This window comes from Marinobacter sp., assembly GCF_041687235.1.
Taxonomy (GTDB): Bacteria; Pseudomonadota; Gammaproteobacteria; order Pseudomonadales; family Oleiphilaceae; genus Marinobacter.
The window spans coordinates 204,620-217,130 of the sequence record NZ_JAWLCH010000002.1 but is presented as its reverse complement, the minus strand read 5'-3'; the positions used below and the strand labels follow the sequence as shown (position 1 = coordinate 217,130).

Sequence of the window (12,511 nt, the reverse complement as noted above, 5' to 3'; positions counted from 1 at the left end):
CATCCGGGCGTTCGCTGCCACAACAACAACGATTGAAACGGATTTTTTCATGGGCGCCGATTTTTACTCCCGCATTCATCCTGTTCGCCGTATCGCCGTTCTGGTGCTGCTTCTGGCCGGGTTCTCTGGCTGCAAAACGGAAAAAGATCCCGATCAGCCGACCGTTCTTGGTGCGCCTCCGGTGTTCGCCTACCTCGGCGTTGAATATTCCTACAATTTCGGGGCCTATGGTGGCGAGGATATCCTGGATTACTCTCTCACTAATGCTCCGTCCTGGCTGGCGCTTGAGGACACCAGCAACAAGGCACGTCAGGGCATTATCATGCGGGGGGTTCCGGGTCTGAGCGGCGGTAACCGGGGGGACGCCGATCTCGGCAAGACCGAAGGAATCAACCTGTTGACAACCGACGGCAGGATGGCCGGCTTTCAGCCGTTCGACATCGACGTTAAATACAACGTCATGTCGCTGGATGCGGAGCTCTTCACCGAGGGTGAAAGCCTGGAAGTCCCTGAAAGTAATCGGGAGCAATGTGCGTTGCCGGATCTGGAAACCGAAGGCGAGCACCGTTTCTCGGTCAACCAGTACAACGATGATGGCTCTGTGTCAGGTACCAGGGAACTGAGCTTGCCAACGCGCCGTGTTTTTGTGAAGGTCATTCTTGATCAACCCTCCGTAACCCGGGTAGCTGTTGCCTTTGAGCTACGCTCCGATTACGACCCGACCAGCTGCGACGTCGGGTTCTCGCCTCCGCATCAGAAGTGCGATCACAGCGTGTCCAATACCGGTGATGCCATCCTGGGCAAGGATGTTGTCGGGCTTGGAAGTGACAGTCCTCTTCCGCGGGATGAGAGCGGGGAGAACGAACTTGACTACATCGACTATGAAATGGACGAAGAGGGCTTCTACACCCGTGGTGTGATTACGCTCGAGCCCGGTATTACCGAGTGCTACCTTCCCCTCGAAGTTGTTGAAGACAGCTTTCCTGAGCCTGTTGAGTCACTTCAACTGGCGTTGACCGAGGTTCGTTCCGGGCTGGCTGGTCTTGGCAGTGGCAACGGGGGTGTGGTCACCAACCTTTCCATTCAGGATAACGAACCCGTTCTTGCACTGAAAACGGCCAAAGGTGGTGTCAGGGATACGCTCAATGTTGGTGATGTGCGCGAATACGTTGCCCGGCTTTCTGGTGAGCGGGACCGGGATATTTTTGCAAAACTCAGCCATACCGAGGACTCCACCGCACGAGTTGGTTCCGAATTTGTTATCGAGCGGCAGGAAGATGGAAACTGGGTTGAGAATGACGAACTGGTTTTCCCGATGGGTACAGATGAAGTGCCTTTCCGGATTCGGGTGCCAGCAGACAGCTACGCCAACCCCGCCTTCAATGACCGGGTTATATTGTTGGGCATTGACGAGAGTTTCCAGGCCGGCCGGGAGGACTATGCCCGCGGTGAAACTGAAAACCTGATCCGGGTCAGTCTCAACGAACTGACGTCACCGCTTGCGCTGAATGAGGCTGATGGTTTTGTAGCCACGGATTTTGCCATGGGCCACGACGGCCGACTGTTTGTTGCCGGTTACGACAGCCAGGATAGCGATAGGGTGCTGGTTCGGATTTTCGACCAACGGGGCGCACAGCTTCAGCAGGTTGACATCTCCGACGCCGGCGACAGCCTGCAGGCTCCCGACCCGGTCATTAATGTCGTACAGCGGAAAGTGACCCAGGCCGGTACAAAAGTGGACCGCTTCGAATTTGTGGTTGCCTACAGTACCGAGCAGCCGGTTGCGGGCACCACCGCACTGGGCGGCCGGGACGTCGTGACGTCACTCTACTGGTTCGATTCTGCGAGCAACGGTGGCGAGTATGTTCCCACCTGGACAGTAAGGACTGGCACCGATGCTGACGATCAGGTGCGCTGGGCCGGAATCAATGGCAATACCGGCTATGTTGTGTTGGCCGGTGAAACCACAGGTGTTTTTGACCAGCAGCAGGCATCGGGAGGCATAGACAGTTTCCTCCAGAGAATTGACACGGAGCTGGACGGCAATACCCAGCAACCTGTCGTCGCCTGGACCCGCCAGGCCGGTTCCGGGGCCGATGACAGCGTCGCCGGTGGCAGCACCGGGTCGTCCAACCCCGGGTTGTTCGGTTCAGCAGCGGGCTCGGTGGAAGGCGCTCCGGTCATCGGCGGTACGGATGCCTTTTTCTACACTGCTTCCGGTGCAACCGATGATCTGGACATCTATCAGGTGGGCACAGAGGGCAATGAGACGGTTTCAGGAGGGGTGTTCCGGAACAGCACCTTCTGGTTGATCGGAAGCAGCGATGGCCTCTACTCCGTTGTTGAGCAGGAAGACGAAGACCCCGTACTGGAACGAGAACCGGTTTCAAGTGCTGCAGGGTTCCTTCTCGGATATTCGTCTGCGGGAAATGTGAGCCGGGCTTTTTCTCTCAACGATGAAAGTGATCAGGCTGTTGTGTCGTTCTTGGGGTTGACCGATTTTGACGGCGACATGGCCGTTTCCGGTGTCACGGATGGGGATTTCTCCGGCGAGGCCGTAGTATCCGGTATGGATCAGGGGATTCTTACCCGGATTTCACTGGTGCCGGAGGGCGATGACGATAGCGAGGACAGCCGCTTCCGGAACAACTGGCGCTACCAGCTCGCCGCGGACGACTCCGAAATTCTCGCCCTGGAGAACTACCGTGATGACGAGATTGCAGCGTTAACCAGGCTGGGCAGTGACTGGAAAATACTTCTGTTCAGCCCGGAGGGGCTGCTTCTGACGCCTCTGGACTAGCAGCGAACGGTTCAGACCGTTCCTTCGTGTCGCCCGGCGCTGGCGTACAGGCGCAGGTAGTCTGTGCTGGTTACGATACCTGCAGCAGCGCCCTTGGCGTCTACCACCAGCGCGGCATTGAGTTGGTGGGCCAGCATCAATCGTGCGAGTTGGTGGGCGTCGGTCTCCGGGGACGCGGTCAGGAAAGCGGGAAGCTCAATGTGAACCAGGCTCTGGCTCATGGCATTGCCCTCATGCTCATGGAGCCAGCCAAGGAGCCAGCGCAGATCCACGAGGCCTGCAACGTTGTGTTCAGACATGATCACCAGATGGTGGACCTGATGTTCATCCATCACTGACAAGGCTTCCGAAATCGTTGCAGAGGCCGGCACGGAATACAGGGTGGGTGAAGAAATTCTGGATACCGGAAGATAAGGGCGGTCTTCACGGCGTTCGCCCGCAGCCGCGGCACCGTATTCTTCAAGGGCCTTATACCGACCGGCATTGGCTGCCTGCTGAAATTCGGCGTCGGTCGCTTCACTTCTGCCAGGGTTGATGGCCTGTGTTTCTGCCAGCTCCGTTACGTCGCCCACGGGTCGGGCCCGGAACGCTTCCGGCAACCGGGTTCCGACCGGGCGGCCGGGTTCGCTGACAAAAATGGACATGATTGCTCTCCGTGACAATGCCACCTGTTAAAGGGTTATCGGCAGTCTGACCGGGAACTTCAGATGTAGTTTATTACGAAACCGCCATATCTTTCTGGTACAGGCGTCGGGTTTCCAGGCGTCTGGCGAGGTTTCCGGGCAGACAGGCCGGCTGCCCGGTGAGTTGGTCGGCCAGGTACTCGGCGAGCAACGGAGCATAGGTCAGCCCTTTACTGCCAAGGCCCGTAAACAGGTAGAGATCATCCAGACAGGCACTTTCTCCGTTGAACATCGGGCCGGCGACGGGCTGGTAATCGTGGGTGGTGCAGCGAAAAGCCACTCGACCATCCAGGTCCTGACCTGACAGCCCGCCTTCCTTTGTGTTGAAGACGAGCGGCAACATCTGGTTCAGTTCCCGAAGGTTCTCCTCATGGCTCGCTGCCGTGGGTGACGGGTTATTGCTGCGCAAGTCAAAGGTAGCCCCCGTCACGGCAAAATCGCCGAGCGCCGGGTTCAGATACCGATTGCCACAGATCACGGTCCTGGCGTTAACGACAGACGTTGCAGGCAGGTGAGTGACCTGGCCCCGAATGGCTTTCATCCGGAAACGGCCCTTTATCGGGATCAGGTCGGGGCTCAGATGGCCCGAGCAGATAACCACCCGGTCGGCCACAATGGATGTGCCTTTCTGCGCGGAAATGTGCCACTGTCCGTTGCAGGGTAGCAGTCGATTCACAGCCACATCGAATGCCGTGGTTATCAGTGGATGGTCCGCCAAAGCCCGGCACAGGTTACCTGGCTCGAGCCACCCGCTGCCTGGAAACCAGAGGCCGCCGGATTGTGTTGGCACGCCCGAAAGCTGGCTGGCCTGCTCCCGGGTCACCGGACAGAGAACGTCTTCGGGATAGCCGTTGCGTTGCAGGAAGCGGTTCTGTCGGTCCGCTTCCTGGGGGCTGTGGGCCAGCTGCAGCAACCCCGTCGGGTGCCAGTACTGGTCTCGCCAGGCGTTATAAAAGCGCTGGGAAAAGATCAGGGATGTGAGGGCCAGCTGGGTCTGGTCGTTGAACTCCACGCCGAGTTTCGCATAGAGGGCGCCCTGGGCATTACCCGAAGCGCCGGTTCCGGGCCCCCGGGCATCAATCAGCGTCACTGGCCAGCCCCGGTCCGCGAGGTTTCGTGCCAGTGCGCAGCCGGCAATGCCCGCCCCGAGAATTGCGATCGTTCCGTCTCCGGTTGGCTTGGCTTGAGGGTAGGCTTCATCTTCAGTCGGCAGAGCACCTCTGAGCATTTCGCGCTTTCGGCCGTACCCCGAGGTCTTCTCCATGCAGAACCCGGCGTCCGCCAGGGCACGCCGTACCCGACCGACCGATGTGAAGGTGGCCAGGGTTGTACCGGGTTTACTGTGGGCGCGAATCTGGTTGATGGTGGTCTCAAGCCACATATCTGGATTGCGGGCAGGGGCAAATCCGTCCAGGTACCAGGCATCGGCCTGGAACGCCAGGGATTGCCAGGCATCATGAATGTCGCCGAAGTAAAGGGTCAGCCGAACCCGCCCTCCGGCCAGTACCAGCCGGTGTGCACCGCGCACCAGAGGTGGATAGTGCCGCAGGAGTTCGTCAGCCAGCGGTTGCAGTTCCGGCCACAACGCCAGTGCCCGGGCCAGATCGTCGCGGGTCAGCGGGTAGCGTTCAACGGAGACAAAATGCAGGGTGGCGACATGGGATGGGGCGGTGCTGAGCCAGGCCTGCCAGGTTGCCAGGAAGTTCAGGCCGGTCCCGAATCCGTTTTCGGCGACAACGAAACTCCCACCCCGGGGAACACGCGAGAACCGCTCCGGCAACTTGTTATGTTGCAGAAAGACATGCCGGGTTTCTTCCAGGCCGTTGTCCCGGCTGAAATAGACGTCGCCAAACCGGACCGATTCCGGGACACCGTCCCGCCAGGCAATCTCTGCCGACTCGATCCCCGGAGGCAGCGGTGACCGGTTCATGGTGTCAGCCTTCGGACTCGATTACTGTAACCTTCTCGATCATCACCGGTTCAACCGGGACATCCGCCATACCTTGTTTCCTGGTGGTCTGTTTGCGGGCGATAGCGTCAACAACGCCCATGCCTTCAGTGACCTTACCGAAAACGGCGTAACCGGGGCCACGGACGCCCTCGTTCAGGAAGCCGTTATCTGAAAGATTGATAAAGAACTGGGACGTCGCCGAATCGGGCGCACTGGTGCGGGCCATGGCAATGGTGCCACGCAGGTTTGGTAGCGTACTCTTGGCTTCGTTGCGGATCGGAGCCCGGGTTGATTTGCGGGAGAGATCTTCAGTAAATCCGCCACCCTGGATCATGAATCCGGGGATGACCCTGTGGAAGACGGTGCCATTGAAAAAACCGTCCCGGGCGTATTGCAGGAAATTGGCAACGGTATCCGGCGCAACATCGGGACGCAGCTGTAGTTCAATGGCCCCCTCGCTGGTCACCATCCGGACCATGGGCAGAGCTTCGCTGGCCTGTTGCTCACTGCTCTGGGCCAGCGTTTTGGTAGCCGGCACCAGCAATGTGAGGAGCATAATCAGTACGGGAGTCACACTTCTTACGGGTTTTACCAGATTTGTCATTTTTAGCCGCTCTCTGTGTTATTGGCAGGGGCGTTTCCTGCGACAATTCAGTCAATTCTGTTATCAGGTGCCAGATCTTACCAGAACGGGATGGTAAAACGGCGACTGTATCAACGCACATTTTGTTGTGATCGGCTAACCTTCCGATATCGGAATTCGTGGATCACATTGGCCGGGCCGGGTTGTACGGTTTTCACTGTTCAAGAGGAGAGACTGGGTGAGAATCCGTCAGGGATTTGAAGAAAAATCACGCCTCGGGCGACTGCTGATCAACCGCGGTTATCTGTCTGAAGGGCAGGTCGATGAAGGCCTGAAGCTTCAGCGCGAAACCGGCCAGCGTCTGGGTGAGGTGTTTATCCAGGCTGGCTGGATCAGCGAAAAGGAACTCTACCGGGTTCTCAAACACCAGTCCCGGTACCGTAACGCGGCGGCGCTGGTGACTATGGTCACGCTGCCGTTCCAGCCTCTGGTCACGCTTGCGGCGAGCAATAACGCAAACGCCTCACAGTCGGCACTGGAAGCTGGTGAGCTGTATGAGAGGGGTAATCTAGCCCCCTTGTCGGAGACCGAGCTGGCGGCAATTTCTGGTCAGGGGGATCCAACCCTGCTGGATCGTATCGGAATTGTTGGCGATATGGCGGATAATCCGTCGGGCTCCGGTGGGCAGGATGGACAGGAAGCGGCGGACGTCATCGAAGGCCTGAAGCTTGCGGCGAACATCTTTGTGCCGGTGCTCAACTTTCTCGATTCAGACCTGACCATTTCCGGTGTGCATTACCGTGAAGGAGAACCCCGATACCAGGTGGGGGAAGACGGCGGATTGATGCTGGCGTTCCCGGAGCGCATTGAGGAGATCAGGATGGACAACATCCGCGTTACCGGCAGCCAGGGCGCCTCAATGGGCAACGTGAGTATTCACGACATCCGCTTCCACCCGGACTCACAGATGACCATTTACACCCGCTGAGTGTTCGCCAGTGGCGTTGCCAGGGCCTGATCAGGCGCTGGCGAGCACTGTACTGCTAGAAACCGTGGTCTGTTGTCCCTGGGCACCATAGAGCTTCTGCTGGCCGGTGGCGCCACGGAAAATATCCGTGAGCCGGGAAAGGCGTTTCTGCAGGTGTGCTATCACCCGGCCGTTGGTCTGGTTCAGGGTTTGGCAGGCCCGCAGTTTCCGGTCCGCGTCCTGCCAGAGATTGAACAGTTCGGCAGAGCCGGCACTGCGGATAAAACGGGAGGGGTCACCGCTCTCAGGGCGGTAGCCCATCTGGACCAGCGTCCGGATTTTCTGTTTGGCCCGCTCACGTAAGGCACTCAGAAGGTCGTTTTTCTCTTTGGTAAGAGCGTCCAGCTGGCGGAGGTCGGATTTTGCAAGACAGGATTTTTCTCTGTCCAGGATATCAGCCAGTGTTTCCAGCTGGCTGATATCCTGGGAAAGAAGAGTTTTCAGATCATCAATTGCGGCCATGGTCTACTCACCCGAAAATGCTTTCATCCATCTCAAGCATTTTCTGGGCCAGTTTCTCGGCGTCAATCTTGTACGTGCCGTTCTCCAGGGCGGAGCGGATCTGCTCAATGCGGTCGTCATCCATTTCCGGATAATCACCCAGCTTCTGTTCCAGCTGTTTGAGATTCTTGGCCTGATTGCTCAGGCTCACGTTCTCACCCCGGGCTCCCTGAGCCTGGGTTTTCGCCTGTTCATTGGTCGCCGGCTGGGTATTCTGGGTGCTGGCGCCCTTGTCGGCCGTGGTTCTCTGGGTGTTGACCTGGCCGGGGCCAATTCCATTTAAGTCAACTGACATATCATTACCTGCTTGCCTGTTGCGCCACGCGATTGCGACGCTTACTCGAGTTTATGTCTTCTTAACGGCTGCGCCGCGAAAACCTTTAGTAATTTTTTCGCCTGTTTGCATGGCATAAACTTGCCGCTTCGGCAACGAATTGCCGAGCCCGACCTACATCGGTATCTCCACCTGGCCGGGTGCCACAACGCTGGCCTTTATGGTTCGGGACGAACGCAGATTCTCCACGAGAACCTGTTCCCCGATACTGGCACTGGCGAGGGCTTTGCCGCGGGAACGCACTGAAAACCCCCCGGTTTTTGCGGTGATGATAACATGATCGCCACGTTCCACTGCATTTGGCGCAGAGAGCATGTCGGGAGTAATCAGCGAGCCTGCGTTGACAGCTCTCCGGACCTGCATCCCGATAGCCTGGTCCGTTGCGGTCATGACCCCGCGTCTTGAGGCATTCACTTCAACGGACTGCTGGCTCAACAGGTCACTGGTAATACGTTCCCCCCGGGTCAGTGGGCGCGCTGCCACCAGAGCCGGCCCCCGGATGGAAACAGACGCAGTGACGAACATCCGCCAGGGGCGGGCACCCTCGCAGGCTACCTGTATAGACGGGCTTGTGCTTTTCCAGGGATCACCGCTGAATTCCACGTTCAGTGGCTGTGCGCATTCAGCCAGGGCAAGCCGGCTGTCGATCGAACCGGGCTTGAAGCTGACGTTATAACCCTCGGCAGCCTGTTCAGAGGCGAAACTCTCCAGAAACGCCACTGTCGATTTGCGGATCTGATCGGCGGTGGTTTCAGCCAGCACCGGGCCGCTCAGGCCAGACATTAGGATTAGTAGGGCGAAATTGGTGATGCGCATACGTGTCAGTTTGTCCTATGCTGTCAACATCAGGGCAGAAAAGCCCGAATCAGGTTAAGGATTCGGGAAAAGTAGCCGTTAAACTGGTTGTTCCGCCGCTGATATGACGGTTTTCCGTCAATCAGGCAATTATTCAGTGATCAGCAAGATATATGCCGTTGTGAATTCGGCAAGCCAGGAGAACCAAAATGGCAGGGGTATTGGACAGTGTGAACCAGCGTACTCAGCTGGTGGGGCAGAACCGCCTTGAGCTCCTTCTTTTCCGTCTCAGGGGGCGGCAGATCTACGGGATTAACGTCTTCAAGGTGAAGGAAGTCCTGCAGTGTCCAAGACTCTCGTCACTCCCGAACAGCCGCCCGGTTGTCCGTGGGGTTGCCCACAGTCGGGGAGAGACCATCCCCATCATTGACCTGAGCATGGCGATCGGTTTGCCCGGTATCCCACAGGAGGAACTGGCCACCAGTTTTGTGATTATCACCGAATATAACCGGAAGACGCAGGGTTTCCTGGTAACCGGTGTTGATCGCATCATGAACATGAACTGGGAGGATATACTGCCACCTCCGAAAGGCGCAGGTCGCGATGTGTACCTTACCGCCGTTACCAAAATTGATGATAAGCTCGTAGAAATCATTGATGTAGAGAAGATTCTTGCAGAAGTTTCTCCTCTTGGGGAGGATGTCACTGAAGCGGTTCTCAGCAAGAGTGCAGAGCGGGTGCCCGGTCACCTGCCAGTACTTGTGGTGGACGACTCTTCGGTAGCGCGTCGGCAGATTGAACGCTGCCTCACGGCCATAGGCATGGAAGTTGTCACCAAGAATGATGGCAAGCAGGCGTTCGAATACCTGAAGGAAGTGACTGCTGACGGTTCGCGGGCAAAAGATCACTTCTCATTGATCATCTCTGATGTAGAGATGCCTGAAATGGACGGCTATACCCTGGTGACCAAAGTCAAAGGTGATCCGGCCCTGGCAGACATGTTTGTGATGCTCCACACGTCACTCAGCGGTGTCTTCAACCAGGCTATGGTGAAGAAAGTCGGAGCGGACGACTTTATGGCGAAGTTCAGTCCGGACGAACTGGCAGAACGGGTTATGGAAATCATCGACCAGGGTTGATGGGGCCGCTCAAAGATTCACTCAGAACAGAGACCCAATGAAAGCGGAAATAACGCCACAGGAATATGAAGCCTTCAAATCGTTCCTGCAGGATGCCTGTGGGATTTTACTGGGCGAAAACAAACAGTACCTGGTGAAAAGCCGGTTGCGCAGGATTCTCGAAGAGAACAGCCTGAACACCCTTGGTGAGCTTCTTGAACGCCTCAAGCGGCCGGGCCGTGGTGGCCTGAAAGAAGTGGTCATCGATGCGATGACCACCAATGAAACCCTGTGGTTTCGTGACAATCATCCGTTCCGGATTCTCCAGGAGAAACTGCTTCCCGAGTTCGCCGAGCGCAGCTCAGGGCAGCCTCTGCGAATCTGGTCCGCAGCCTGCTCAACCGGGCAGGAGCCTTACTCCATCGCCATGATTGTGGAGGAATTTCGCCGGTCAAGGCCCGGGAAGCTGCGCGATGTAAAGATCACCGCCACCGATATTTCCAAAAGTGTTCTCGAGGTCGCCCGCAAGGGCGAATACGAGATGATCGCCATTGGCCGGGGTCTCTCCCCGGAGCGGCAGAAGCAGTTTTTCACGCCGTCCCTCAACGGTGGTTGGCAAATCAAACCGCAGATCAAGAGTATGGTGGAGTTCAAGGAGCTGAATCTGCTGGAACGCTACATGCTCGGCAAGTTCGATATCGTGATGTGCCGGAACGTTCTCATTTATTTTTCCGCGGACCTGAAAAAGGACATTCTCACCAGGATGCATGCCACCCTGAACCCTGGCGGGTACCTTGTTCTGGGCGCTTCCGAGTCACTCAACGGCCTGCCGCACCTCTATGAGATGGTGCAGTGCCATCCCGGAATCATCTACAGGAAAAAGTAACCCATGCCCCTTAATGTCTGGGTCCTGGTTGCCGCTCAGGCGCTGGCCATGTGCACAGCGCCTTTTCTTGTGTTTATCGGCAGCATTCAGGGCCGTCTGCTCGCGCCAGCGGCAGAGTATGCAACCCTTCCCGTTGGTCTTGTGGTAGTAGGCACGGTGCTGGCGATAAAGCCGGCAACCTGGCTGATGGAACGGATTGGGCGCAAGCGTGTGATGTTGCTGGGCGCGGTCATGGGCATCGTGGCGGGCCTTATGGGGGCTTTGGCATCCTGGTCGGGGCTGTTTTCGTTGTTGTGCCTTGCCGCTGTGGTCGGCGGTACAGGGCTGGCGGTTGTTCACCAGTACCGGTTTGCTGCCATGGAATCGGTGCCACCGGGCATGGCCGGTTCGGCTGCCGCTCGTGTGTTGCTGGGTGGTCTGGTTGCGGCCTGGCTCGGCCCGGAAGTGGCCGGTTTGGGCAGTGGCGCCGACGAGCAGTATCCGTTCCTGGTCAGCTGGCTCGGCCTGGCGGTGGTGCAGGGCGCTGCCTTGCTGATTCTCGGCGCAGGTTACCGGGCCAGGGGCGAACGGGTGCAGGAAACCCACCCGGGGGGTGGCCGTCCACTGCGTGAAGTCCTGGCGAATCCTCTGGTCTGGGCTGCGATCAGCGCTGCGGCCATCGGTTATGCCGTGATGAGTTTCATAATGACGGCCACGCCATTGAGCATGACCGAGATGGCCGGGCACGATCTCGACGATGCCAAACGTGTCATCCAACTCCATATCATGGCCATGTATCTCCCCTCATTGATCAGCGGCTGGCTGACCCGGGTTGTAGGCATTCCCCTGATGATGGCGGCAGGATTGCTCGCTTACCTTGGCTGTATTGCCCTGGCCGCCAGTGGTGTCAGTTTTCACCATTATCTGTCCGCCCTGTTGTTGCTGGGTATCGGCTGGAATTTCCTCTTCGTGGGCGGGACCACGCTATTGCCCCGGGGGTATCGGGATGCGGAACGCTTCCGGGTACAGGGCCTGAACGACATCATGGTATTTGGCTCCCAGGCTACCGCCGCACTGTCGGCAGGCGCCGTGCTGAGCTGGCTGGGCTGGGGCGGGCTGGTTATGGTCGCGGTACCGTTCCTCATCCTGCACGGGCTGCTGATGACCCTTTGGCTGTTGCGGGAGCGAACGCCTGAAACCGCAGTGAACGGGAGAGAATGATGCTTATAGATTTCGAGGGTATGGACCCGAAGGATGCCTACCACGTTCTGACCCAGACGGTTATTCCGCGCCCTGTGGCCTGGGTGCTGAGTGAAAACCCTGACGGTGATTTCAATCTGGCGCCGTTCTCGTTTTTCACGCCGATCACCAGCAATCCGCCGTTGTTGATGATTTCCGTCGGCAAAAAGCCGGCAGAGGGCGTGTCCAAGGATACCCGGGTGAACATCGAGGCGAGGAAGCATTTCGTCGTTCACATTGCGCACCGGGAACTCGCTGCCGCGGTTACCGAATCCTCGCGAACCTTGCCCCATGGCGAATCCGAGCTGAAGAATCTTGATCTGGAACTGGTGGACTTCGAAGGTGCCGGCCTGCCGCGTCTCAAGGATTGCCACGTAGCGTTCGCTTGCGAACTGTATGATATCAAGGAGATTGGCGCCGCTCCCCAATCGCTGGTTTTCGGAAAAGTAACCCGGGTTTGGGTGTCCGATGCGGCAGCCCGTTACGATGACAAGAACAGGCTGGTCTTTGATGGCGCCGCCATTGATCCGATTGGCCGTTTGGGTGGAAGCGAATATGTCACGTTCGGTGACATACTCAAGATTCCCCGGCCATCCTGATCAGCCCCCGGGAGAC

12 protein-coding genes are annotated in these 12,511 nt (G+C 57.8%); 6 read left to right on the top strand and 6 right to left on the bottom strand.

All coding sequences use genetic code 11. The features are described from left to right. Window positions 1-49 precede the first annotated feature (49 nt). Window positions 50-2,800 (top strand): hypothetical protein, encoded by a 2,751-nt coding sequence (locus ACESMK_RS04740; RefSeq protein WP_372995784.1) that lies wholly within the window; start codon window positions 50-52, stop codon window positions 2,798-2,800. A gap of 11 nt (window positions 2,801-2,811) precedes the next feature. On the opposite strand, the gene ACESMK_RS04735 is transcribed toward ACESMK_RS04740, so the two are convergent. The 3 genes from ACESMK_RS04735 to ACESMK_RS04725 form a co-directional block, all read right to left on the bottom strand. Continuing rightward, the gene (locus ACESMK_RS04735) at window positions 2,812-3,444 is read right to left on the bottom strand and encodes a CBS domain-containing protein (protein WP_372995782.1); all 633 of its coding nucleotides are present in this window, start codon (window positions 3,442-3,444) and stop codon (window positions 2,812-2,814) included. A gap of 73 nt (window positions 3,445-3,517) precedes the next feature. Then, window positions 3,518-5,413 carry a bifunctional tRNA (5-methylaminomethyl-2-thiouridine)(34)-methyltransferase MnmD/FAD-dependent 5-carboxymethylaminomethyl-2-thiouridine(34) oxidoreductase MnmC gene (mnmC, locus tag ACESMK_RS04730; protein WP_372995780.1) on the bottom strand — a complete coding sequence of 632 codons (1,896 nt, stop codon included), beginning with the start codon at window positions 5,411-5,413 and terminating at the stop codon, window positions 3,518-3,520. 4 nt (window positions 5,414-5,417) lie between these two features. Then, a complete protein-coding gene (locus tag ACESMK_RS04725; protein ID WP_372996060.1) occupies window positions 5,418-5,990 on the bottom strand; it encodes a peptidylprolyl isomerase in 573 nt (190 codons plus the stop codon). Between the two features lie 265 nt (window positions 5,991-6,255). Here ACESMK_RS04725 and ACESMK_RS04720 point away from each other — a divergent pair, with 265 nt between their 5' ends. Then, the gene (locus tag ACESMK_RS04720) at window positions 6,256-7,005 is read left to right on the top strand and encodes a pilus assembly protein PilB (RefSeq protein WP_372995778.1); all 750 of its coding nucleotides are present in this window, start codon (window positions 6,256-6,258) and stop codon (window positions 7,003-7,005) included. 30 nt (window positions 7,006-7,035) lie between these two features. Here ACESMK_RS04720 and ACESMK_RS04715 read toward each other — a convergent pair whose 3' ends face one another. The 3 genes from ACESMK_RS04715 to flgA form a co-directional block, all read right to left on the bottom strand. Continuing rightward, on the bottom strand, window positions 7,036-7,506 hold the full coding sequence (locus ACESMK_RS04715; protein WP_372995776.1) for a flagella synthesis protein FlgN: 471 nt from the start codon (window positions 7,504-7,506) through the stop codon (window positions 7,036-7,038). A gap of 7 nt (window positions 7,507-7,513) precedes the next feature. Further along, on the bottom strand, window positions 7,514-7,840 hold the full coding sequence (flgM, locus tag ACESMK_RS04710; protein ID WP_372995774.1) for a flagellar biosynthesis anti-sigma factor FlgM: 327 nt from the start codon (window positions 7,838-7,840) through the stop codon (window positions 7,514-7,516). Window positions 7,841-7,993: 153 nt separating this feature from the next. Then, complete coding sequence (flgA, locus tag ACESMK_RS04705; protein WP_372995772.1) at window positions 7,994-8,695, bottom strand: flagellar basal body P-ring formation chaperone FlgA; 702 nt, start codon at window positions 8,693-8,695, stop codon at window positions 7,994-7,996. A gap of 188 nt (window positions 8,696-8,883) precedes the next feature. Between flgA and ACESMK_RS04700 the strand changes: the two genes are divergently transcribed. From ACESMK_RS04700 to ACESMK_RS04685, 4 genes are read left to right on the top strand one after another with little or no spacing between them, the layout of a single operon-like run. Next, on the top strand, window positions 8,884-9,813 hold the full coding sequence (locus ACESMK_RS04700; protein WP_372995770.1) for a chemotaxis protein CheV: 930 nt from the start codon (window positions 8,884-8,886) through the stop codon (window positions 9,811-9,813). Between the two features lie 37 nt (window positions 9,814-9,850). After that, complete coding sequence (locus tag ACESMK_RS04695) at window positions 9,851-10,678, top strand: CheR family methyltransferase (protein WP_372995768.1); 828 nt, start codon at window positions 9,851-9,853, stop codon at window positions 10,676-10,678. A 3-nt stretch (window positions 10,679-10,681) separates the two neighbouring features. Then, window positions 10,682-11,878, top strand: coding sequence for an MFS transporter (locus ACESMK_RS04690; protein ID WP_372995766.1), 1,197 nt, complete (start codon window positions 10,682-10,684; stop codon window positions 11,876-11,878). Then, window positions 11,878-12,495: a flavin reductase family protein gene (locus ACESMK_RS04685; RefSeq protein WP_372995764.1), complete on the top strand. Its 618-nt coding sequence runs from the start codon at window positions 11,878-11,880 to the stop codon at window positions 12,493-12,495. Before ACESMK_RS04690 ends, ACESMK_RS04685 begins: the two co-directional genes overlap by 1 nt. The last annotated feature ends 16 nt before the right edge of the window (window positions 12,496-12,511 follow it).

Bases quoted from the DNA above. Each gene is read 5' to 3' on its own strand.
- ACESMK_RS04740 (WP_372995784.1), top strand. From the start codon at position 50: ATGGGCGCCGATTTTTACTCCCGCATTCATCCTGTTCGCCGTATCGCC.
- ACESMK_RS04735 (WP_372995782.1), bottom strand. From the start codon at position 3,444: ATGTCCATTTTTGTCAGCGAACCCGGCCGCCCGGTCGGAACCCGGTTG.
- mnmC (WP_372995780.1), bottom strand. From the start codon at position 5,413: ATGAACCGGTCACCGCTGCCTCCGGGGATCGAGTCGGCAGAGATTGCC.
- ACESMK_RS04725 (WP_372996060.1), bottom strand. From the start codon at position 5,990: ATGCTCCTCACATTGCTGGTGCCGGCTACCAAAACGCTGGCCCAGAGC.
- ACESMK_RS04715 (WP_372995776.1), bottom strand. From the start codon at position 7,506: ATGGCCGCAATTGATGATCTGAAAACTCTTCTTTCCCAGGATATCAGC.
- flgM (WP_372995774.1), bottom strand. From the start codon at position 7,840: ATGTCAGTTGACTTAAATGGAATTGGCCCCGGCCAGGTCAACACCCAG.
- flgA (WP_372995772.1), bottom strand. From the start codon at position 8,695: ATGCGCATCACCAATTTCGCCCTACTAATCCTAATGTCTGGCCTGAGC.
- ACESMK_RS04700 (WP_372995770.1), top strand. From the start codon at position 8,884: ATGGCAGGGGTATTGGACAGTGTGAACCAGCGTACTCAGCTGGTGGGG.
- ACESMK_RS04695 (WP_372995768.1), top strand. From the start codon at position 9,851: ATGAAAGCGGAAATAACGCCACAGGAATATGAAGCCTTCAAATCGTTC.
- ACESMK_RS04690 (WP_372995766.1), top strand. From the start codon at position 10,682: ATGCCCCTTAATGTCTGGGTCCTGGTTGCCGCTCAGGCGCTGGCCATG.
- ACESMK_RS04685 (WP_372995764.1), top strand. From the start codon at position 11,878: ATGCTTATAGATTTCGAGGGTATGGACCCGAAGGATGCCTACCACGTT.